This is a genomic window from Paraburkholderia sp. RAU6.4a, assembly GCF_050435625.1.
GTDB classification, from domain to species: domain Bacteria; phylum Pseudomonadota; class Gammaproteobacteria; order Burkholderiales; family Burkholderiaceae; genus Paraburkholderia; species Paraburkholderia tuberum.
In genome coordinates this window covers 274228-296324 of record NZ_JBNDKQ010000001.1, presented here as the reverse complement: position 1 = coordinate 296324, position 22097 = coordinate 274228, and the positions used below count along the sequence as shown (strand labels likewise).

General features: G+C 63.7%; 23 protein-coding genes. 13 read left to right on the top strand and 10 right to left on the bottom strand.

Features of this window, described 5'->3' with window-relative positions:
- Positions 1–63: 63 nt before the first annotated feature.
- Positions 64–2712, bottom strand: a complete 2649-nt coding sequence (locus tag OKW40_RS01305; RefSeq protein ID WP_429487782.1) for a glycosyl hydrolase family 28 protein — start codon at positions 2710–2712, stop codon at positions 64–66.
- A 518-nt stretch (positions 2713–3230) separates the two neighbouring features.
- Between OKW40_RS01305 and OKW40_RS01300 the strand changes: the two genes are divergently transcribed.
- Positions 3231–3638, top strand: coding sequence for a LysE family translocator (locus OKW40_RS01300; RefSeq protein WP_429487780.1), 408 nt, complete (start codon positions 3231–3233; stop codon positions 3636–3638).
- Between the two features lie 39 nt (positions 3639–3677).
- Here OKW40_RS01300 and OKW40_RS01295 read toward each other — a convergent pair whose 3' ends face one another.
- Positions 3678–4097, bottom strand: a complete 420-nt coding sequence (locus OKW40_RS01295; protein ID WP_184023491.1) for a PPC domain-containing DNA-binding protein — start codon at positions 4095–4097, stop codon at positions 3678–3680.
- A 156-nt stretch (positions 4098–4253) separates the two neighbouring features.
- Here OKW40_RS01295 and OKW40_RS01290 point away from each other — a divergent pair, with 156 nt between their 5' ends.
- The 5 genes from OKW40_RS01290 (at position 4254) to OKW40_RS01270 (ending at position 6623) form a co-directional block, all read left to right on the top strand.
- A complete protein-coding gene (locus OKW40_RS01290; protein ID WP_429487778.1) occupies positions 4254–4706 on the top strand; it encodes a MarR family winged helix-turn-helix transcriptional regulator in 453 nt (150 codons plus the stop codon).
- An 87-nt stretch (positions 4707–4793) separates the two neighbouring features.
- On the top strand, positions 4794–5123 hold the full coding sequence (locus tag OKW40_RS01285) for a hypothetical protein (RefSeq protein ID WP_429487776.1): 330 nt from the start codon (positions 4794–4796) through the stop codon (positions 5121–5123).
- A gap of 122 nt (positions 5124–5245) precedes the next feature.
- Positions 5246–5581, top strand: a complete 336-nt coding sequence (locus OKW40_RS01280; RefSeq protein WP_018422741.1) for an ArsR/SmtB family transcription factor — start codon at positions 5246–5248, stop codon at positions 5579–5581.
- A complete protein-coding gene (locus OKW40_RS01275; RefSeq protein WP_429487774.1) occupies positions 5574–6053 on the top strand; it encodes an SRPBCC family protein in 480 nt (159 codons plus the stop codon). The genes OKW40_RS01280 and OKW40_RS01275 overlap by 8 nt, the downstream gene beginning before the upstream one ends.
- Before the next feature lie 141 nt (positions 6054–6194).
- Positions 6195–6623, top strand: a complete 429-nt coding sequence (locus OKW40_RS01270) for a VOC family protein (protein ID WP_429402144.1) — start codon at positions 6195–6197, stop codon at positions 6621–6623.
- Positions 6624–6828: 205 nt separating this feature from the next.
- Here the strand turns inward: OKW40_RS01270 and OKW40_RS01265 are convergent, their stop codons facing one another.
- The 3 genes from OKW40_RS01265 to OKW40_RS01255 form a co-directional block, all read right to left on the bottom strand.
- Positions 6829–7113, bottom strand: coding sequence for a hypothetical protein (locus OKW40_RS01265; protein ID WP_184059165.1), 285 nt, complete (start codon positions 7111–7113; stop codon positions 6829–6831).
- Positions 7114–7349: 236 nt separating this feature from the next.
- The gene (locus OKW40_RS01260) at positions 7350–7676 is read right to left on the bottom strand and encodes a DUF190 domain-containing protein (protein WP_090811812.1); all 327 of its coding nucleotides are present in this window, start codon (positions 7674–7676) and stop codon (positions 7350–7352) included.
- Positions 7677–7929: 253 nt separating this feature from the next.
- Positions 7930–8712 carry an ABC transporter substrate-binding protein gene (locus OKW40_RS01255; RefSeq protein ID WP_429402140.1) on the bottom strand — a complete coding sequence of 261 codons (783 nt, stop codon included), beginning with the start codon at positions 8710–8712 and terminating at the stop codon, positions 7930–7932.
- 435 nt (positions 8713–9147) lie between these two features.
- Between OKW40_RS01255 and OKW40_RS01250 the strand changes: the two genes are divergently transcribed.
- Genes OKW40_RS01250 through OKW40_RS01220 form a run of 7 tightly spaced genes read left to right on the top strand, consistent with a single transcriptional unit; the run spans position 9148 to position 14703 of the window.
- Entirely contained in the window at positions 9148–9675 is a 528-nt protein-coding gene (locus tag OKW40_RS01250; RefSeq protein WP_184059169.1) for a Na+/H+ antiporter subunit E, read from the top strand.
- Entirely contained in the window at positions 9668–9928 is a 261-nt protein-coding gene (locus OKW40_RS01245) for a monovalent cation/H+ antiporter complex subunit F (protein ID WP_018422733.1), read from the top strand. The genes OKW40_RS01250 and OKW40_RS01245 overlap by 8 nt, the downstream gene beginning before the upstream one ends.
- A gap of 3 nt (positions 9929–9931) precedes the next feature.
- Complete coding sequence (locus OKW40_RS01240) at positions 9932–10174, top strand: hydrogenase subunit MbhD domain-containing protein (RefSeq protein WP_018422732.1); 243 nt, start codon at positions 9932–9934, stop codon at positions 10172–10174.
- Between the two features lie 3 nt (positions 10175–10177).
- Positions 10178–10522, top strand: coding sequence for a monovalent cation/H(+) antiporter subunit G (mnhG, locus tag OKW40_RS01235; protein ID WP_429354800.1), 345 nt, complete (start codon positions 10178–10180; stop codon positions 10520–10522).
- Positions 10519–11223, top strand: a complete 705-nt coding sequence (locus OKW40_RS01230; protein ID WP_429487772.1) for a Na(+)/H(+) antiporter subunit B — start codon at positions 10519–10521, stop codon at positions 11221–11223. Before mnhG ends, OKW40_RS01230 begins: the two co-directional genes overlap by 4 nt.
- Before the next feature lie 16 nt (positions 11224–11239).
- Positions 11240–11614, top strand: a complete 375-nt coding sequence (locus OKW40_RS01225) for a sodium:proton antiporter (RefSeq protein ID WP_184023510.1) — start codon at positions 11240–11242, stop codon at positions 11612–11614.
- Positions 11608–14703: a complex I subunit 5 family protein gene (locus OKW40_RS01220; protein WP_429487769.1), complete on the top strand. Its 3096-nt coding sequence runs from the start codon at positions 11608–11610 to the stop codon at positions 14701–14703. Before OKW40_RS01225 ends, OKW40_RS01220 begins: the two co-directional genes overlap by 7 nt.
- Positions 14704–14792: 89 nt before the next feature.
- Here the strand turns inward: OKW40_RS01220 and OKW40_RS01215 are convergent, their stop codons facing one another.
- From OKW40_RS01215 to OKW40_RS01195, 5 genes are all read right to left on the bottom strand, one after another.
- On the bottom strand, positions 14793–15464 hold the full coding sequence (locus tag OKW40_RS01215) for a hypothetical protein (protein ID WP_429487767.1): 672 nt from the start codon (positions 15462–15464) through the stop codon (positions 14793–14795).
- A 27-nt stretch (positions 15465–15491) separates the two neighbouring features.
- On the bottom strand, positions 15492–16982 hold the full coding sequence (locus OKW40_RS01210) for a cytochrome-c peroxidase (protein ID WP_429487765.1): 1491 nt from the start codon (positions 16980–16982) through the stop codon (positions 15492–15494).
- Positions 16983–17105: 123 nt separating this feature from the next.
- The gene (locus tag OKW40_RS01205; protein WP_429487763.1) at positions 17106–19502 is read right to left on the bottom strand and encodes an alkaline phosphatase family protein; all 2397 of its coding nucleotides are present in this window, start codon (positions 19500–19502) and stop codon (positions 17106–17108) included.
- A gap of 632 nt (positions 19503–20134) precedes the next feature.
- Positions 20135–20809, bottom strand: coding sequence for a PQQ-binding-like beta-propeller repeat protein (locus OKW40_RS01200; protein ID WP_184023520.1), 675 nt, complete (start codon positions 20807–20809; stop codon positions 20135–20137).
- A 14-nt stretch (positions 20810–20823) separates the two neighbouring features.
- Positions 20824–22053 carry a helix-turn-helix domain-containing protein gene (locus tag OKW40_RS01195; RefSeq protein WP_429487761.1) on the bottom strand — a complete coding sequence of 410 codons (1230 nt, stop codon included), beginning with the start codon at positions 22051–22053 and terminating at the stop codon, positions 20824–20826.
- Between the last annotated feature and the right edge of the window lie 44 nt (positions 22054–22097).

Sequence of the window (22097 nt, the reverse complement as noted above, 5' to 3'; positions counted from 1 at the left end):
CGTGAGGCTTCAAAAAAACCCGCAGCCTGACACCGCGAGTCCTGGTCTTTCAAGCAACCACGCTTACTTCACATTCGGGAAGACCGGCCAGGACGAAGCCTGATCGCACAGCGACAGCTTCGCATTCTGCGAGACGATCGTGGCCGCCGGATTCGTGTCGCCCGCGGCGCCGGCGTCGTCGCTGCCATTGACGGTCAGGTTCAACGTGTTCGTCGGGGTCGTGTACTTGCCCGCGCCGCTCGACGTGTTCGTCAGGATACCGCCCGTGCCGTGAGCCATCGACGAGCCAATCAGGCTCACGTTCGCGCCCAGGTTCAGCGTGGCGTTGGCGGCCTTCGATTGCGTCGAGCCATCGAGCGCGCCAATGTTCACGACAGGCTTGCTCAGGTTCGCAATCGACATCGTGACATCCTTGTCCGCGACCACGTTATCCAGGTTCAGCTGGATCACGCTCTGCGTATTGGCGTATGCCGTGTCAGCATGCAGACCGCGGAAGGTCAGGCCGCCGCCGCCGTTCTTGCCCGCAGTCTTGTTGGCCGGGATGTTCATCATGCGGATGTTGCTGAGGTTGATGTCGTGGAAGCTCGGCACCAGCCACCCCAACCCCGTGTACGAGATCGGATCGGCACTCGGGCCCGTGTAGTACATGTCGAACACGAGGAAATCCTTCACGCCACGCATACATGCGCCGTCATAGTAGATGTTGCTGACGTCGCCGCCGCGTGCCTGACCGCTTTTGATACGCAGCCCCACGACGCCCATATCCGTCGACGAATTGGTGCCGTCGTAGATATTGTCGAAGTAGTTGTCGTAGAAGTGAATGTTTCGGACACCTGCATTCGTCGGGCTGCCGATCGACAGACCATGGCCGTTGTAGTTGTGGTTGTGCGCCACCGTGATGCCGTACGTGCGGTTCGACGAAACGTCGCGGTTACCGTCGATGGCCCACAGCATGTTGGCCGGCGTCGTCGCGCCCTGTGCCGCCGCCGGACGCGGATCCTGCAGACCGCCCTTGAACGCGACGTTGTCGTCGGACGGGCTCAGGAAGTTGTACACGATCGCGACGTTCTTCACGTAGCCGTCGAAGTACACCTGGCCTGCTGACGTCGTCTTGCTGCCCGTGCCGAGAGCCGCGTGTTCCGGACCCGCTGCAACGCTCGGGTCGACACCGTCGGTGTTCTTCACGCCCGTCGAGCTGGCATCGATCGTCGCGCCCGTATAGAGGTGCGAGTACGAACCGCTGACGCCGTCGAAGCCGTCGTTGTTCATGCCGACGCTCGCCTGGTTCGCCGCATCCGGCAGCAACGGCGTGATGATCTTGATGCCCCACACGGTGAGGCCGTCCACGCCGTCGGCTTCGACGGTGAAGAACGTGCTGTTGCGCAACGTGATCTGATACAGCGACAGGTTCTTCGACTGCTGCATCCACAGCACGCCGGGGTTGCCCTGGAAGCTGTACGGGCCGCCGCCGATGTCCTTGTTGCCGTGGTACGAGATATCCCACCAGCTTGCCGGCACCCAGCGTGCGCAACCGCCCGTGCCAGCGGTACAGCCGCCGCCCGTAACCGTGTAGCCGCCTGGGATGCTGGTTGCCTGGCGGTTCACCACATAGGTGACGGCCGGCGTGGTCAGCGTCGTCTTGCCCATCGCGGTGACCACATCGCAAGCGGTGCCTTCCGGCGCAAGCGTGCCCGCGCGGTAAGCGGCGATCGTGTTCGTGCAGCTGAACTTCGGCGTCGTCACGCCCGTGATGTTGTTGCCCGAATACGTGAACGCCTCGGTGACGCCGGTGGCCCAGCGGATCGTCGGATATTGCGGCGACGAGCTGATCAGCGGCATATAGCCACGCGCATCGATCGAGCCCGTGCCCATGATCGACGCGTTGACCGTATGCGTGCCGCGGATCAGCGGATAGCAGTTCTGCATGCCGCTCGTGCCCGCGATGGTCGCCGCGCCCGCGTTGGCGGTGCCGACAGGCGCGGGCAGCCCGGCCGGGTTGTTGATCGCGGCGCCGCAGGTGATCGCGTTCGGCCGATCCTGCGCGGTCTTGTCGTAGACGACCACGTCGCGGCTCGCGAACAGCGTGACGCCGTCGTCGATCCACAGCGTGACGCCCGACGGCAGAACGAGCGGACCGCTCAGGAATGCATTGCCGGCGCCGCCGCTGTTCTTGACGAGACGCACCGCGAACTTGGTGGCCTTGTAGGTCGGATTCGACAGCGTTTCGCTCGATGCACCCGCGATGTTGACGTTCGGATTGTTGGCCGCCTGTTGCGTAGCGGCTGCCTGCTGATCGGCCTGCGTAATCTTCGCGCCGACTTCCGCGTCCACGGCGGCGCCGCACGCGTCGAGCGCGGCCTGGATACGCGCCTGGTCGGGGTTGTTCAGCGCCGTGGTTGCGCCGCCGTAGGTGACCGGCGTCGGATCCGAGGTGAGCGGCAGCGAGCCGTCCGCGTTCTTCACCAGGTTATTGCTTGCCTGAAGCGTCGAGCAAACCTGGGTGTCCGCCGGCAAAGACGGCGAATCCGGCAGGTTCGTGTCGCCAGCGTAGCGGCCGGGCGTCCAGACCGGGGAGCTCGGCGAAGTCGGGTTGGTGGGTGGCGTGGTCGAGCTCGTACCTGGACCTGAAATGTTATTACCCTCACCGCAACCGGCGACGGTCAGAACAAACAGGCCGAGGACCGCAAGCTCTCGGACTGAGCGCATCTTCATAAGTTATCTCCTTGGGAGTGGATCCACTGCGTGTTCCTGGCAGGCCTCGCCCTTCGCGCGGATGCGGCGGGGAAAGCGTCAGGGCATGTGGACCATCAATATTTGTTATAAGACATCGTATAAGGTACAACCTGAAATCGGGAGCTTCCACTGCCGACGCGCGAGGGCGGAAAACCAAAGATCACCCAACTTATTTCGACGCAACCATCCGGCTCCCGGCCGGATCTCGAGAACGCATTGCAAGAGAAATGCTTTGCCCAGCATGGGACTGCGTCTCGAAGGTTATTTTCTGGCTGCGAGCCGACCATGCGGCAGCCTCGCCGGCAACCGACTCCGCGAGTTCGCGAACCAAGTTGTCGGGCAACGTTGAAATTCATCGTACAACGTACGACGAATCATGCTTCGGAAGGGCACGCTCTTTCAATTACAGTAAACCCGACCTCCCCATATCAGGGACACGGTCAGCCGGGCCGAAGCGCGCCGGTATGATGAAAGCGTCGGAGCGATCGCTCGGACCCATGTCGGCCCGCCACGGGGGATTCATCTTGCATTCCGCCAACATCCTGCTTGCGCTTGCGGGCGTCCTGTTGCTAAGCGCCGGCATGATGACCGGCCTTGGGCTCGCCGCCGCGTCCGGCTGGGCTGCGACGAAGAAAGGCTATTTCGTCAGCATGACCAACCCGAAGTCGATCGCGTTCTACGGCAGCATCTTTGCGTTGATGGTGCCCGCGCATGCGCCGTTGTGGCTCGATATCGCGGTCGTGGCGCTGTCGATCGGCATTTCGTGCGCGTGGTACTGCGCGATGGCGTTGCTTGCCTCGCATCCGTCGGTTCGGCGCGCGCTGGTTCGGCGCAAGGCCGGGCTGGATACGGCAGCGGGTGTGCTGTTGGTGGGGCTCGGCGGGCGGATGTTGGCGGGGCGTTGAGCGACTACCGGCGCGCGAAGCGATAGCGCCTTTGCGTGATCAGGCGGAGCCGGACTGCGGAGCGCCGCCGCCGCGAATCACGAGTTCCATAAAACCCGTCTGCGGATCAGGCTCCCGCGCGAACGAATAGCCCGGAACCGACACGAGCAACAACTCGACGGTCGTGCGTACCGTGCAGCCGCGCGCCACATGACCGCCGAACACCTGCCCGCGCGCATCCGCGATCGACATGTGCAGATGAGCGCCATCGGGCGAGACGGAGCCTGCGAGGGTCAATATTTCGAGGTCGCCGCGAATTTCCGTCGGCGCTTGCGCGCCAGCGAACCTCAATGCCGCAACGTGGAGGCTGCCGATGCCCTGGACGACGAAGGCCGCTTGCAGGTCGCGTTGACGAAGCGCGTCTTCGACGGCGACGCGAAGGTCGTCGCCGGGCGCGAGTCGGAGGGGATGGGCTTGCATGCCTGGGCCGGTTGAGACGCGGTGGACTCGGGGATTATGCGTGAATGAGGAAGTATCTCACAGGCGCTTGTTTATGCTGGGTTCGTGCGGACTCGACGGCGAAAATATCTTCAGTTTACTTGTACAGTTAAACTGTATATCTGCTATGTTCTCGGCATGTCACGACAATCACCGTCTTCCCAATCTACCGATCTAGCCGCCCTTGCGGGCGAACTGCGCATTGCCGTGAGCAAACTGGTTCGCCGCGCGCGAGAACATTCGCAATCGAGCGACTTTACGTCGGCGCAGAAGTCGGCGCTGTTTCATCTGGAGCGCGGCGGCCCAGCCACAGTTTCCGCGCTAGCGCGAGCGCAGCGCGTAAAACCACAGTCCATGCGCATTACCGTTGCCGGTCTGGAGACGCTGGGCGTCGTCAAAGGCGAAGCGGATCCAACCGACGGACGCAAAACTCTTATCGATCTCACCCCCAAGTTCAGACGAACGCTCAAGGCAAGTCGGGCGGCCAAAGAGGACTGGCTGATCGGTGCCTTGCAAGCGCAGCTATCGCCGCGAGAACAGGCCACGCTCGCCGCCGCGGTGGAACTGCTGCAGCGGCTCGCTGACTCCTGAACGTTTGCAGGTACTTCATCCGAACCGGCATCGAAACGGGCACAGCCCGCGACCTCATCGATTTACTCGATTCAAGGAGCAACTGAAATGGATTGGCCGCATGTCGTCTCTTATTTTTTCGGCGGTGTTCTGTTCGCGAATGCCGTGCCGCATTTCGTCTGCGGTGTGATGGGCGAGCCGTTTCAGAGCCCGTTCGCGAAGCCGTCCGGAAAAGGGCTGTCGTCATCGACCGTCAATGTACTGTGGGGCTTCTTCAATATGGTCGTCGGCTATCTTCTGGTTTTTCGTGTTGGCGACTTTCGGATCGAGGCAACGGGTGATGCCGTGCCATTCGGCCTCGGTATCCTGGCGATGGGCGTGCTCTGTGCGCGGCTGTTCGGTCCTTTGCATGGCGGCAACATTCCGAAACGTACTTGAGCGCCTCGTAAACGGTAGTCGGCGCTTGTGTCGAACCTGCGGAGCGTCCCTCACGTCGCCTTGACAGGCAAGCAATTTCTTGCCTATAGTAAATGCAACAAATTACTTGCCTGTAGCCGTTCATGGCCGAGCGCCCCGACGACACCGACGTGCTATTCAAAGCCCTCGCCGATCCGAGCCGGCGCAAGCTGCTGGATGTGCTGCACGCGCACGACGGCCAGACTCTGAACGACCTGTGCGACCACCTCGACATGACGCGGCAAGGCGTGACCCAGCATCTGGGCCTGCTGGAAGCGGCTAACCTCGTCGTTACCGTACGCAGCGGGCGCGAAAAGTTGCACTTCCTCAATCCGGTGCCGCTGCAGCAGATCTACGAGCGTTGGATTGCCAAGTTCGAAAAGCCGCGCCTGAAGGCGCTCTCGACCCTGAAACGACGCCTGGAGAAAGGCAATGATTAGATCGACGTTCGTCTATGTGACCTATATCCGCACTACGCCGGAACAGTTGTGGTCGGCGCTCACCGACGCGGAGTTCATCAAGCAGTACTGGTTCGGCATGCACTGCGAAAGCGAATGGACGGCGGGCTCGTCGTGGAAACTCGTGTCGAGCGGCGGCCAGATTTTCGACGCGGGCGAGATCGTCGAGGCCGATCCGCCGCGGCGTCTGGTGATCCGCTGGCAGCACCAGATTCGTCCCGAGTTGCAGGCCGAAGGCGATTCGCGCTGCACGATGGAGCTCGAACCGAGCGGAACGGCGGTCAAGTTGACGCTCACGCATACGATCGAGCGCGATCCATCGAAATTCATCGAGGCGGTGTCGGGTGGCTGGCCGAAGATCATGTCCAACCTCAAATCGCTGCTGGAGACAGGCTCGATCGCGTTGCAGGAGGCTTATCCGGCCAATGGCGGGAGTCATGCTGGGAAGGCCTGATGCGGGGATACGCTGTAGAGCATCAGGTGTGTGGCTTCATCGTGGGGCCGATCGATGCATCGCAGGTTCGACAGCCGTCCATCCGCGAGATCACGCTGATAGAATCGTCCGCCCGACCCTCCCCCGTCTCAGGAAATCAGCATGGAAATCCAGCCCTATCTGTTCTTCAATGGCCGTTGTGAGGAAGCCATTGAGTTCTATCGTTCGGCGCTCGGCGCGCAGGAGTTGCTGAAGCTGCGCGCGAAAGACGCGCCGCCCGATCCCGCTCGCCCGGTGGAGCCCGAACACGCCGACAAGATCCTGCACGCGACGCTCGTCATCGGTAACACGCACGTGCTGATGTCGGATGGCGATTGCCGCGGCGGCAACGCCGTGCATGCCGGCTTCAGCCTGTCGGTCACCGCCGACGACCAGACGTCCGGCGAAAAATACTTCAACGCGCTGGCGGACGGCGGACAGATCACGATGCCATTCCAGCAGACCTTCTGGACCAGCGGCTTCGGCACGTTGATCGACCGCTTCGGCGTGCCGTGGATGGTCAATGTGCGGCACGAGGAGCCCACGGCATAGCATTGAAGCGGGCCGGCGTTCCATATCACACGCACACGCGAGCGCCGCTTCGCCGCGGCGCGAATACCTGTCCGGTCCGTCTTTCAATGAGTCATGTCTGCCAGGAAGGCGGCGCCTGCGGCGCGCGGCGTCGCCATGCGCAGGACCGAGAGCAAGCCTGCGCGCATGGAACGGCGACCAATGCGCCGTCGCGCCTAAGCGACGCTTACTGCGTCGCGGACGCCGTGCTCGCCGGCGTGCTGTGGACCGACGCGGCGTCGCTCGCGGCGGGCGCTGCGCTCGCCGCCGCGCCCGCCTCGGCGTTCGCACGATTTGCCGCGTCGCTATCGCCCGGTGTGCCGCGCGGGCTCGCCGAATTGCTCATGACACCGCTGCTCACCTGGCCCGTCGAGATACCGCCATTCCCGGCCGTCCGCTTGCAGCCGGACGCGCCCGCCAGCAACGCAACGGCCGACAGCGCGATCAGCATGTTTGCCGAAACCTGCCGCATGATTCGCTCTCCCTGGGATGACTCGCCTCTTGCAGCGGAGCATGCGCCATGCCCAATAGCCACACCGGGCGCGCGTCTACTCGCGCGCGTACGCGGACCAGGTCGAGAAGGACTACGAGGTGTTCCGCCACGCGTGCCGCAGCGGCAAGCTGGAAGCACGCACCGATTCCGACATGGCGGCCGACTTCGTCGCCTGGACGAGCGAGGCGTGGGGCTTGCCATCGAGGCCCGGTCGTTCAAGCCCCGTCGGCCTCGCCGACGACGCCGAACTCGGCGGTCGTCTTCACGTAGAACAGATGCAAACCTTCCGCGCGCAGTCGATCGAACAGCCGATCGGCTTCGTCGCTCGTCACCGCCATCACGACGGACAACGGCTGATCGGCAAGCTCGAAGAAGTGCGCGGAGTGAATGCGATGATGATGGCCGATGCCTTCGCTAGCCGGGATCAGGGTCGCGCCGCGCAGGCCGAGTTCGCTCGCGAGACGCACGAGCCAGTCGGCAAGCGGCTTGCCATGATGGCTGCGCCCCTGCTGGGTGAAGAACGTGATCTGAAAGCCGTGCATGTCGGTGCCCCCCAATGCGGATCGCGCCGTGTGCGCAAGGCGATCCGCACGCGAGCCGGTGGCCGCATTGCGCCGTCCCCTGCCCGCTGACTTTTGTAAGCGGAAACCTGCAGCGCCGCGTGAGGCGCCGGTTGCAACCGATTCGGGCATCCCCGCTTGCCGCAGCACGGCTCAGGACGGTCATGACACAAGTTTAGGTGTCGGGCCGCGCGAGTGCCAGGTCGAAACTGGTCACGTGCGGCGCGGCCCCGGCTCACTGACCGTACACGTCGAAATCGAAATACTTTTTCGCAATGCGGTCGTAAGTGCCATCGGCGCGGATCTCGGCAATGGCTTTGTCGATCTTTTCCTGCAGATCGGTATCTTCTTTACGCAAACCAATCGCTGTGCCGCTGCCGAGCGTTTTCGCGTCGTAAAGCGGATTGCCGGCAAATCCGAAGTCCTTGCCGCGCGCGGTGCGCAAAAAGCCGATATCGGCTTGCACCGCGTTTTGCAGTGACGCGTCGATACGGCCGGCAAGCAGATCCGAATACACCAGATCCTGATCCTGATACGGCACGATCGTGGCGCCGGCCGGCTCCCAATACGTCTTCGCATAGGTTTCCTGAATCGAGCCCTGCTCGACGCCGATGCGCTTGCCCTTCAGCGCTTCCGGCGTCGGCTCGATCGGCGAGCCCTTCTTCGCGACCAGACGCGTCGGAATGCGGAACACCTTCGACGAGAACGCGATCTGCGCCTGACGCGCGGGCGTCATCGACATCGTCGACAGCACGCCGTCGAATTTGCGGCCTTTCAGCGCGGGAATCATGCCGTCGAACGAATTCTCGATCCACACGCATTTCGCGTTGAGCCGGCGGCAGATCTCATTGCCGAGATCGATATCGAAGCCGACGAGCTTGCCGTCAGCCGCTTTCGATTCGAATGGTGGGTAGCTCGCGTCGACCCCGAACCGCACGGTCGACCAATCCTTGGCGATTGCGCTTCCGGACGAGACGGCCAGCAGCGCAATCGTCAGGGTTGCCAGCATGGCTTTCATTGTTGCTCCTTATTGGTCATTTGAAGAATTCAAACCGCGCGAAACCCGACATTCGACCGGGATCTGGTCGCCGGCGCAAATTCATTAAAAAAATCAATTTATGCAGCGCACGCATAGATTGGCGACTAGACTTCCAGATTCCGATCAGTCACAGGTGATTAAAAAACGGTACGGCGCCGCTTAGAGATTCAACGTCGTGTCTTATCGCGGCAACGCAGTCTGTTTCAAAATAAATGCGCGCCGATCGGCGTCGGCTTTTCGCGCGCCATTTTATTGAACAGATCGCAATGACACTAATTCACTCGATCAGCAGCCGATAAGCGCCGCGCGGATTGACGCACACAAAACGACCACCAACGCACAACCGTGCGCCGGTTGCTTTGCCATAAGTTGTCACTTAGAATTTTCCGCAAGGCCTCCTGAGGAACCGATGACATGGCTGCGAACAACGGAAAACCGGTGTCGTCGTTCGTTCCTCGGGGAATGCCTGGCCTCTGGGTCGTCCTGTTCGTCATCTGGATGATCGCCAATGCATCGCTCGCCGTCGAACCCGCACTCGTCGGTCTCGTCATTACCTTCGTCATCGCGCGTGTCTTCGTATCATCGGGCGAAGCATGGCAGCGCCTACGTCTAACGCCAGGCGCACCGTATCACTTCGCCGCGTATAGCGCGACCTTCGTCGTCGAGCTCGTACGCGCCAATCTGAACGTGATGGCGCTGGTGTACTCGCCGCGTATCGACATCAAGCCCGGCATCGTCAAGGTTCGCACGCGCCTCCAAACACCGCTTGGCCGTCTCGCGCTCGCCAATTCGATTGCGCTCACGCCGGGCTCGCTCGTCATGGATATTCGGGACGACATACTATTCATTCACTTGCTCGACGTGAAGACGACCGATATCGACGCAGCGACCGAGGCACTCGTCGCACCGTTCGAAAAGCATCTGGAGAAAGTCTTTGGCTGAGATCATGCTCCGGATCGCCGCCGTGCTGATCTTCTTCGCGATCCTGTTCGGCGTGATCCGTCTCGTGATCGGCAAGACCCTCGTCGACCGCATCGTCGCGATCGACATGCTGACGGTCGTCTCGCTGTCGCTGATCGCGCTGTACGCGCAAGTCTCCGGTCGTTTCGTCTATATCGACGTCGCACTTGTCTATGCACTGCTGAGCTTTCTCGCGGTGCTCGCGATTGCGCGCTTTCTCGAAAGGGGGCTGTGAGCCATGCTCGAACTGCTCCTGCTGCTGATGTGCGCGAGCATCCTCGTGAGCGGCGTACTGGCCGTCTGCCTGAAGAATCTGCTGGCCGCGATGGTGAGCTCGGGGCTCGCGAGCCTGTTCGCCGCGATAGCCTTCCTGCTGCTCGCCGCGCCCGACGTCGCGATGGCCGAAGCCGCGATCGGTTCCGGACTCGCGACCTTCATCTTTCTGTACGCGATCCGCAAAACCGGTTATCAGAAGGGCTAGCGCATGTTCGAACTGATCGGCAGCGTGTTCATCCTGGTGGGCGCCGTCTTTCTGTTCTCTGCCGGCCTCGGGCTGCTGCGCATGCCGGATGCGTATACGCGCATTCAGGCCGGCACCAAGGCGTCGACGCTCGGCAACATGCTCGTGCTGATCGGCCTCGCGTTCTATCACCCGAACTGGACCTTCCGTCTGATCCTGCTGATCTACTTCGTGCTCGTGACCAACCCGGTGTCCTCGCATGCGCTATCGCGCGCCGCCTGGCTGATCCGCACGCCGATGACCCCGTCCACGATCACCGACGCACTCGCCGACGAAGGCGGGCGCACCGCGGGGGAGGCCGAATCATGATGCGTCGCGCGTTTGCGCTGCTGACGGTGCTGCTGTTCGCGGTCGTGTTCTGGCGGCTGGTCGGCGGCTACACGGAGTTGCAGGCGCTGCGCCCGCTCGCCTGGTACTACGTCGTCAGAGGGCCGCTCGAACTCGGCGCGCCGAACATCGTGACCGGCATTCTGATCACCTTTCGCGGCTTCGACACACTCGGCGAAGTCGCGGTGCTGTTCATGGTCGCGGCGAGCGTCGGGGTGCTGCTGAAAGAGGAAAGCAACGCGACCTCCGCCGCTGCGGCAGACGAATCCGCGCCCGCGCGCCGCCCAGCCGGCGAGATCGTACATACCGGCAAGCAGGTGCTGCTGCCGATGATCCTCACCTTCGGCGGCTACGTGATCGTCAACGGCCATCTGTCGGCGGGAGGCGGTTTCCAGGGCGGCGCGATCGTCGCGTCCGCCGTGATGCTGATGCTGCTCGCGCGGCCCCGCTCGACGTTGAACGTCGCGCTGCTGAGCGTCGTCGAGTCGCTCGCGGGCGTGATCTACGTGTGCATCGGCATTCTGGGCCTCGTGTTCGCGGGCGGTTTTCTCGACCCGCGCTTTCTGCCGCGCGGCGAGTTCGGCGCGTTCTTCAGCGCCGGCGCGATCCCGCTGATTTCCACGCTGCTCGGCGTCAAGGTCGGCGCGGAGCTGAGTGTCATCATCGACCGGTTCAGAAGCTGAACGAGAAGGAGAGCGCATGAGCACCGGCATCCCGGTTTCGAAGATCCTGCTGATCACGGGCTTCTGCCTTTCCTTGATCGGCCTGTGGGGCATGCTGACCCACCGCAACATCCTGCGCATCATCATCGGCTTCGCGGTGATCGACACGGGCCTGCACATCGTGATGGTCGCAACCGGTTACGTCACGGGCGGCACCGCGCCGATCATCGACGCAGCGCTCAGCAAATCCGCCGCCGCGCACCGCGCGATCGATCCGATTCCATCGGCACTCGTCGTCACGGCGATCGTGATCGGGCTATCGGTCACCGCCATCATGCTGTCGTTCGCGATCCGTCTTCATGCCGCCAAAAAGACGCTTTCCATCGACGCCTTCACCGAGTCGAAATGGTAGCCGCGCTGTTTCATCCGCTGCACATCTTCATTCTCGGGCTCGGCGGCGGCTTCGCCATTCCGCTGCTGTACCGGCTCGGCAAGCCATGGCTCACGCTCGGCTTTTTCATCGCGCTGTGCGGCATCGTGCTCGTCTCCGGCGTGTCGTTCTACGGCCTGCTCGACGGCGGCGACACGATCGAGGTGCTGACCGCGGGCGCGCTGCCGCCGGTGTCGATCAATCTGCGCTTCGGCCTGTGGGAAGGCTTCTTCACGTTTAGCGTCAATGTGGTCGCGCTGCTCGGCGCATTGCATCTGTGGGACCGTCTGCGCGGCAACTACGCGGCGTTGCTGCTGTACCTGATTCTGGTGATGGGCATCGACGGCATGGTGATGACTCGCGACCTGTTCAACCTGTTCGTGTTTCTCGAGATCGTGTCGATCGCGACATACGGCCTGTTCGGGCTCGAGCGCACGCCCGCCGCGCTCGCCGCCGCGTTCAAGTACATCTTTGCGACCGTGATCGCGTCGACGCTCTTTCTGCTCGGCGCGGTGCTGCTCTACTACGTGAGCGGCACGCTCAACATCGACGAACTGCTGTCGCTGCGCGACCAGCTCGGCGGCCCGATCGGCACGACCGCGATCCTGCTCGTGTTCGCGAGTCTCGTGATCGAGCTGAAGCCGTTTCCGGCCAACGGCTGGGGGCTCGACGTCTACGAGACCGCGCCGAGCGGCGTCGGCGCGATGGTATCGGTCGGCGTATCGGCGGGCGTGTTTTTCGCGCTGCTGAAATTGCTGCCGCTGTTCGACGGTCTGCTGACGCTGCTCGCCGTCTCGGGCGGCGTCACGTTCCTGTTCTCGAACCTGCTCGCGATCAAGCAGACGAAGCCGCAACGCTTGCTCGGCTATTCGTCGATCGGGCAGATGGCGCTGTTGATGCTGTCGCTCGCGTTGTTGCGCCAGATCGGCGCGGACGCATCGATCCCGCTCGTCGTCGGCGGGCTCTTCATTAACCATCTGTTCGCGAAGGCGGGGCTGTTCTGGCTAATCGGCGTGCTGCGGCGGCACGGCGACGATGCACGCGCGATCCTGTCGCGCAGCCCGTTGCTGATCGGCCTGCTCGGTCTCTTCCTGGTCGCGATCGCGGGACTGCCGCCATTCCCCGGCTTCTGGGCGAAGTGGGAACTCGTGATGCGCCTGACCGCCGCTGGCAAGCCGTACTGGATCGTGTTGATCCTGACCGGCTCGCTGCTCGAAGCGGGTTATATGTTCCACTGGTTCGTGCGCGCGCTGGCTCCGTCCGACGTCGAGGCCAAAGCCCGGCCGAACATCGCCGCGCTGTTGCCGCTGTTCGGCGTCGCCGTGCTGCTGATCGCGGCGGCCTATATGGCAGCCGTGTTCTCGGGCGTCGTGTCGGCGTGGATCTTCTCGCCGCTCGCGGCGGGTGCGCTGTTCTATGCGGCCGATCGTCTGCCGGGGCGCGTGAAAGGCGTGCTCGCGGTGATCGCGATTGGATTGATCGGCAGTCTGCTCTGCGAGGGCTCGCGCGGTATCGCCGGACTATTCGCCTGGCTGCTGCTCGCGGGCAGCCTCGTGATCGCAGCGGCGAGTCTCTATCGCGACGACGTGCGCGCCGGCTTCTATCCGATGCTCGTCGTGCTGTCGCTGTCGATTCCGGCGCTGCTGCGCTCATCCACCTCGCTCGAGTTCTTCTATAGCTGGGAAATCATCACGCTGTCGTCGTGCTTCCTGATCGCGAAGTGCCGGCGCGCGGGACCGCACGTGCTGACCTTCCTGCTGTTTTCGCTGCTGGCTGCGTTCTTCCTGCTGGCGGGCTTCGCCAACGTCGCGGCGATCGACGACAGCATCGCGCTGTCGGCGCTGATCCATTCGGGACCGGAGGCGAACCGCGCGTTCGTGCTGCTCGCGGCCGGCTTCCTGATCAAGGCCGGCGCGATCGGCGTGCACGTATGGCTGCCGGGCGCCTACACCGAAGCGGAAGACGACGTGACCGCGATGCTGTCGGCGGTGGTCAGCAAGGTCGCGATGTTCGGCCTGTTGATCGGCACCTATCTGACGATACGCTCGGAGGTCGGCCTCGAACTCGCGCACGCGATGACCTGGATAGGCATGCTGACGGCCCTGTTCGGCGCGCTGATGGCGTTGCGGCAGAACGACTTCAAACGGATGCTCGCGCTCTCGAGCATGAGCCAGACCGGCTATATCGTCGCCGCGATCGGCCTGATGAGCCATCTCGGCTGGGTCACCGCGCTGTATCTGGTCGCCAATCACATGTTCGTGAAGGGCATCCTGTTCCTCGCGCTCGCAGGCGTGATCTCGCGCACCGGCACGCGCAACTTCGCCGATGTGGGCGGCCTCGCGCGCGAGATGCCGCTCACGTTCGCGATGGTCGTGATCGCGCTCGTCTCGATGTCGGGCCTGCCGCCGCTGATGGGCTTCGGCGGCAAATGGCTGCTGCTGAGCGCAATGACCGACAAGGGTTGGTACGGGCTCGCCGTGTGCGGGCTGATCGCGACCTGCGCCGGCTTTCTGTACATGCTGCGCCTGCTGAACGGTGTCTTCCTCAAACCGCGCCCGCCGCAGCGGCCGCAGGTGCGCGAAGCGCCTGTGATGCTGCTGGTGCCGCAGTTGCTGTTCGTGGTCGGTATCGTGGTCCTGTCGTTCTTTCCGAAGGTGTTGCTCGAACCGGTGTCGGCCGCGATCGATCCGCAGTTCGCGGCGACACTGGTGTGGGGCGGCATGTCGCTCGAAAGCATCTACGGGTTCTGGAATCCGACGCCGGTCGTGATCGTCGTGCTGATCGTCACGGCGATCGTGTTCGGGCTCGGTGTGCTGTACTACCGCAGCCGCCGCGGCAATGCGCGCAACGCCCCGGATTTTTACCACTTCTACCGGCCGATCCTGAGCCGCACGGTGCCGCCGGTCGCGCAGATGTTCTGGCGCGGCATATCGCACTTCGCGCTCGTGGCGGCGGCTCGGATACGCCGCGTCTATACCGGCAACGGGCAGACCTACGCGCTCTATGTGCTGCTGTATTTTCTCGCGATCTATTTTGCGAGCACGGGGCTGAGTCCAGCGAGGACGCCGTAAGGGTGCACCTGGGGTCCTGGCGCAGCGGCATGGACCGGCCCACGTGCGGGAACGATCGCCTTGGAGCACGGCGTCGGCGAACTCAACGATCATCGAACGAGATATTCTTCCGCTACCCAGCCGTCCTTGGTCAAGCGCACGCCTTCGCGCAGTTGCATGGTGCCCGCGCCTTCGATCACGCGCGCCACCATGGGAAACACTCGCTGGAACTCGGGAGTCCTGGCAAAAGGCGCCGGGTCGATCTTATAGGTGTAGAGCACCGAGGTCCTGGTCTCCCCGTCGTGAGTCTGGGGCGGCTCCCAGCCCACCACCCTGTCCAGGGTCAGCGTGGCTACGCAAAAATCGGCGTCGTGCGTGACCGTCTTGCCGGGCGTCGCCACCACCACCGGCTTGTGCAGGTAGAACTGCTTGCCTTCGTCGGTCAGCGCATACTCGCGTCCCGGCGCCTCGATCCTGGCCCCGTCCTCGCCAGTGCGCTCGACCGTCATGACGGTGCTCTTGACGAGGCCCAGCTTTTCCATCACCGGCAATTGCAGCGCATCGCGGGAATGCGTGACCACGATGTCCTGATCGGCCACGTGGATGGGCCAATCGTATTTCGCCACGCACAGGTGGCCGCGATCGGCCAGGTAGTGCGTGATGGTGTTGGTAAAGTTCTCCGCGGTAGGCTCGGCCTTGTTCTGGCAACCGCCCAGCAGGAACGACGCCGTCAGGGAAACCGCAATGGCAGTGCCGCGCACCGGATTCGAAAAATGCATCATCGTGGATAGTTCAAGTATTCAAAGAGATCAATTCACGCAGCTACCGCTCGTGGGCTGGGTCGCGGGAGGCTGGTAGCCGTCGCTCAAAGTATTCAGGAAGCAGATCACGTCCTGCACGTCCTGATCCGATAGTTGCGGCGCCGAATGGACAGCACGCGGCTGCGCACCGTTCAACGCGGTGGTGCCGCCCGCGTCGGTCTGGCCCTGCCCCAGCGGCAGTTCCTCGTCGATATTGCCCTGGTAGGCGGCCGGCAGATCGTTGAACATGTTCACCGTCGCGCCCGCTGCATAGGTGGGTTGCAGCGCATAGCTCGGGTTGCTGGTCAGCTTGGTCGAATCGCCACCCGTGGACGGATACCAGTACTCGGGGTTGGTGTCGCGCGTGTTGTAGAAGCGCACCACCTGCTCCAGCGAGTGGAACACGCCGTTGTGGAAGAAGGCGCTGCGCGCGGCGACGTTGCGCAGCGTCGGCACCTTGAAGCGACCGCAATACGGATCCGGGTTGTTCACGCCCGTAAAGGGGTCCGGGCCGGCGCCGCTGGTGGCCGAAAGCGGCGTGTGGCTGTCATAGCTGCCGTTATTGATCGGGCCGCACAGCCCCATGTCGTAGTAGCTCGCGTTCAGGTTGGCCGCGATGGGGTTCGGATTGTCCGGGATCGACGTGTCGTTGCGCGGCGCACCGATCGCCTGATAGGTGAAGTCGGTCCCCAGCGCGTTCGAGCCGTTGAAGTTGGCGCCCATGAAATGGCAGGCCACGCAGCCGGCCCCGCGATCGGTATCGTTGAACAGGTTCATCCCGCGCAATTCGGCCGGCGTCAACGTGCCGCCGATCTTGTTGTTCGCATACAGGTCGAACTTGCTGGAATACGGCGCAAAGCTCGGGTCCTCGTTCTGGTAGGCCTGCAGCGCGAGTCCGATGTCCTGGAACGCCGTGTCCGTATCGCCGAACACGGCCGGGCCGTACACCGCCGTGAACTGTGCGGCATACGAGGAGCTCTTCACCGCCTGCACCACCGCGTCCTTGGAGGCGTTGTTCATCTCGATGGGATTGAGCAGGGGCAGCGCCACCTGGTCGGCCAGCGTCTTGCCGCGGCCGTCCCACATGAATCCGCCGCCCGGCGCGTTCGCCGTGATGCCGTCGGGGTTCGAGGCGTTGTCGTCGTAGGCGGGCGTCATGGCCTTGTAGCGCAGCGAGGGAACCGCGCGCTGGCCTTCCGATACCCCATCGGAACCCAGCTGCACCGCCAGGCTGTTGGGCGGGCCGTAGGCATACGCCGGATCGTGGCAGCTCGCGCATGCCTGGTTCTTGCCGCCGGACAGGTTCTTGTCGAAGAACATTTGCTGACCGATCTGGGCCGCAGCGCTCAGCTTGCTCGTGGGCGCCGACCCCGTGGATCCCGTGGATCCCGTGGATCCCGTGCCTGCATCCGTCGAAGCAGACTGTGACGAGCCCCCGCCCCCACAAGCGGCCAGTGTCGACAAGATGACATAAAGCGCCCCCGCATAAACCTTGCGCATCGCTACTCCCCCCGGCTTTGTTCGATAAGACAGCTGGCGGGGGAGCGGCCGAACCGCTCCCCCGCGCAGGCTACTGCTTGATGAATGGCACGCTTGCGCGTGCTTACCGTTTAGTGCTTTTTATTACTTCGTCGCCCACAGGTTCTTCTGGGTCGCGTCCGGACCAACTTGCGCCGGATCGCTCACGTCACCCGTCTGGAACTTCTGCGTGTAACCGGCCGGAATCACGTAGGCGTGGTTCATCGGACGAACCGCGTCGTAATGCGTGTCGGCGCTGCCAGCGTACTCAGGCAGGTTGGCGATGTTCTGCGCAATGTACGACTCCGTGTACTTCGAACGGTTGGCGTACGAGGTCGGAACAGTCGGGTCGGCCAGCTGGAACATGTCCTGCACCGTGCGCACGAACGAGAAGTGGCTGTACGTATCGCTGTCGGCGACGCCCTTCGGCGCGGAGCCCACGTCTTGCTGGTTGGTCATCAGGACGAAGATCGAGTTGCCATGGCCCTTGTTGCCGTTGCCGTACTTCGTCTGAACCGGAGTCCAGCTGCCGTCCGCGTTCTGCATCTGCGTAGCCTTGCCACCCACGTCCCAGCCGCAGCACGAGCTGCCGGCACCGTTGGACGTGCCATTGCCTTCGTCGAACATGACCACGATGGCAACGTTGCGCTGCTTGTTCTGCCACAGCGGCGAGGCCTTGATCTTCTGCACCACGGCGTTGGTGTAGTAGTCGGCGCGGGTCAGCAGCGCGTGAGCCGGAACGGTACCCGAGGCGGTCGCGCTGTCCTTACAGGTGCCGTCGCTGCCGGTGCCGTGCAGGTCATCACACTGGTCAGGCATGATGAAGTTCAGGGTGCCGACGTCGCCCTTGGCAAGGTCGGTGCTGAACTGGTCGACGTTGTAGCCGGTCGGAACCTTATAGAGCGTGGTGTTGGTCAGGTCGGCCGCGTTCGTGTAGTACTGGGTACCGAAGATCGTGCGGTTGTTCGCGAAGAACTCCGGCTGGCTACGCACGTTCTGATAGGCCATGCCCGGATGGTGCTTGGTCTTGTAGAGCGAACCGGGCATGGCGAACGGCGTGCCCGTCACGGTGATGCTACCGTCCGTCTGGTTGTAGGCCTGCGATACACCCGTGTCACCGAGGCTGTCGGCGCGCGGATCCTGACCCGGGTTCATGGATTCGCTGTAGGTACGCCACGTCAGGCCCGCGTTCGAAATCTGCGTGAACAGGTTCGGCGCGGTCATGATGTTGTGGTTGGCGACGGAACCGGTGCCGTCCGTCGAGCACGCCTGGTTGCTGGCCGCCGTGTAATTGGACAGCAGCGATCCAACGGCCACGGTGGCGCCGCCGGCGGTGGTACCGATGATCGGGTCGTTCGGCGTCAGCGCGACGTGGGACGGCAGGGGCTGGCCGTCGGAAGCCGTGCCGCCGGCGAAAGCCTTGTCCGTCGGGGCGTTGGCGCCGGTCGCGGCGCAACCCCACCAGTTGTCGTCGCCGATACCGAAGTCGTCGGCGCCGCCCAGGGCGGTGTAGTTCGGCTCGGACGGGCTGCCGGTCGCGAAGTAGGTCGAGAAGTAGTTGCCGTTGGTGATCATCGAGTTGACCGCCGGCATGTACGCCGAACCCTTGACGCGGTTCGTGCTGCTGTTCTCCAGCATGATCACGAAGACGTTGTCGTAACGCGGAATCGCTTCGACGTTGAACGCAGCCTGCTGGGCTTGTGCGAAGGTGATCGCCTTACGCGTATCCGTCGGAATGGTTTCGCCGGCGGTGATGCCGGAAACGCCGGTCAGGGTGGGGTCGCCACCGGCAACGGCCAGTGCATCGGGGTACTTGTCGCCACGATCGAGCTTCGTGGTGGCGTACGTGTAGCGGTTCGTCAGTGCGTTTTCTTCGAACAGCACCGCGTACTGCTCGGCGCCGGACAGGGTGTTGGCGTCAGCCAGGACGTCGCCGGCGGGAACCGTCACGGAGGCGTCGTTGAATGCCGGGCCGGACAGACGGGTCGACAGATTAGCCTTCTCGGTCGCGTACTTGCTGCCGTTGGCTTCGACGAGGCGCTGCACTTCGCTCGACATCGGGCTGATCACGACTTTGGTGGCGCCCTGGTCGGCGATCTGGTCGGCCGAAGCGCGCAGGATCAGGTGGCTGGCGACCTTGGCGGCCGATGCCGTGTTGGTGGCCGAGGTCGTGATGTCAGCGACGAGCGGACCCGTGGCGGTCGTGGTCAACGAGAAATGGCCGTTGCTGTCGGTCTTCGCGGAGGCTTCGCCGCTGTCGAGCACACCGTTGCCATTGGCATCGACGAACACGGTGGCGCCAGAGTAGTAGCCGGCCTTCAAGGTCGGGTTGCCGCTCGAGCTGCCCGGGACGAAGGCAGTTGCGGCGACCACGCCCGAGTAAGTCGTGCCGGCGGTCGTGCCACCGTTGTTGTTGCTGGCAGAGGGGCTATCCGAATTTCCGCCGCAAGCTGCGAGCACGCAGGCAGCGGCAACGGACGTTAGACAAAGCGCTGGGCGCATTTTGTGATGCGATGACATTTGGGGACCCTTTGTTAGTTGTATCGGCAACCGCTTGTGTGGGGCAACACTTGGTAAAACCAGCGAATAATATGAAGGGATTGTGTAAACGGTATGTCTGCACGCGATAAGGATTGGAGTGAGAACCTGGCTTGGTTCTGATCACATCTTCTCGAAAAGCCGCAATGCACGGGCAAGCAACGAAGACGAAAATAAGGCTGAGAACCAATCGTCGTACTTGTTGCGATTGCAGCGAAAATGCTCTCTCAATGCCCTGCTACGATTGATACACACTCGGAATACTTCGCGTGTGCGGTGCAGCATCCGAGTGTGTTGCGGTTTGGACTTTCGAGTACCGGGTGGTGGCGCATGCGCCGCGTCGGTGGGTCCGATGCGAGCACGGGTGGGGCGAGGCTGAAGAAGCGAGATGACGGGACCGCTATCCGGCGGTGGCTGAGTGCTTTGCCACGGCCTGCTAGAAGTCGCTGCAGGCGGCCCGCGTATGGGGAGTAGTCTCGCGATAAGAGTAACGCAATGGAATACTTCGTTTACCAACGATGACTTACGTTATCGGCGAGTACAAGTAAGCCAAATACCAGCGCCGGATAACGAGGACGCGCTGCTTGCATGACGAATCACTCGCTCGTCGAATCGACCGGCAATTGCGAGTCGCTCTCTCGCAAGGGACGCTGCACGGCGCGAACGAGCCCGCTGCCGCCGCCTCCGCAGAAGAACAGATCCGCGCCGTTCGATTCGAGTCCGGAAATGCCCGCGCCGGCCGGCATCTCGACGCGCTCGAGCACCTCGCCGCTACGCGGATCGAGATGCCGCAGCTCGCTCTCGTCACCTTCCCACGTGCCATGCCATAGCTCGCCGTCGACCCACGTGATCCCGGTCACGAAGCGATTCGATTCGATCGTGCGCAGCACCGCGCCAGTGTCCGGATCGACCTGATAGATTTTTCGTTCGGGATACTGACCGACCCATAGCGAACCTTCGGCCCATGTCAGCCCCGACTGGCCGCCGTCGCCGGGCGCCGCGATCGTCGACAGCACGCGGCCGCTCTGCGGGTCGATCTTCTGGATGCGGCCGTGCGCGATCTGGAACAGGTGTTCGCCGTCGAAGGCCGTGCCCGCGTCGGCGGGCACCGCGATCGAGCGCAGCGTCTCGCCGCTCGCCGGATCGAACGCGTCGAGCCGTTCGCCGGTCGCGATCCACACCTGTCGGCCGTCGTAGGTGACGCCATGCACTTTGTCGACGCCCGTAAAGGGCCCATATTCACGGACGATTCTGGCGGCAGAGCGGTTCATGGTGGCCATCCTAATCATGAAGGGAACGGGGAAGGGAGTAACAAAGCCGTCGCGAATCCGGCCAGGGGCGGCGTCATCCAGCGGCGCGCGCGCCCCTCGCCCACCGGCTGCACCTTGCCGGCCGCGGCGAGCGAGTCGAGTGAGCGCTGCACGGTGCGCTGACTCGCGCCGAGCACGAGGGCAAGCGCGGAACTCGACCACGCTTGGCCATCCGACAGAAACGCGAGCAGCGCCGCATGCTCGCCTTCGACCGGCGGCGCCAGCACGACGACCTCGCGGGCGTGACGCGGCGCGAGCGCGAAGCCGCGCGTCGTCGCGCTGACGCTCGCGAGCGTGCCGAGCGCCGTGCGCAGCCGGCCGATCTCGACGCGCAGCCGCGCGCGATGCGATTCGTCGGCGCGTTGGGCGCGGAACGCCCGTGCGACGAGCGCGTCGCGCGGCACGTCGTCGGGCCATGCCTCGCCGAGCATGCGGGCGAGCGCAAACAGCACCGGTCGGCTCGCGAGCGCAACCGCCGCGTTCGCATCGCGGATCGCGTAGCGGCAAGCGTCGACGATCAACGCGCCGCCAGCGCGATTCGAGGTCAACAGCTTCTCGACTTCATCGAGCAGGATCGGTTCTTCTTCGCCATGCGCGATCATGCGCGCCGCCGGTTTGCCCAGTGCCACCGACGCGCTTTCGACTTCCGCGATCAACGCCGGAATGCCGGCCTCGCGTGCCGCGCGTCCGGCCCGCGCCAGCGCGGCACGGGCGGCGCTGCTGCGCAAACGCCGCAGCGCGACTCCCGCGACCACCAGTTCATGCGCGGCACGCAGTGCGGGCGGAAACGGCCGGGGATCGAGCGCGGCAAGCTTGCGCTCCGCTTCGTCGAGACGGCCGATCAGCAGCAGACGCCGCGCCGCGAGATACCGCGCATGCGCGGCATTGACGCGATCGCCGTACGCGTCGAGCGTGGCGGTCGCGGCGTCGAGTGTCTTGGCGGGCCATGCGAGATCGCGCGACGCGAGCGCGATCTCCGCTTCGGCGACCACGCATCTCGCGCGCGCCACCGCATGCTGCGCGCCGAACGCGCGCGCGGCGTCGCGCACCAGCGCCTTTGCGCGGCCGAAATCGCCGAGCTGCGCCATCGCGATGCCGCGCAGCGCGAGCGCCGGCGCGTCGTCGCGTAACGCGACGTGGTCGAGCGCGCCAAGCGGATCGCCGGCCGCGAGCGCGCGCGCCGCCGCCGAAATCAGCGCGTCCACGGCGTGCGAGTCCGCGCGTAGCACGTCAATGCATCAAGTGAATC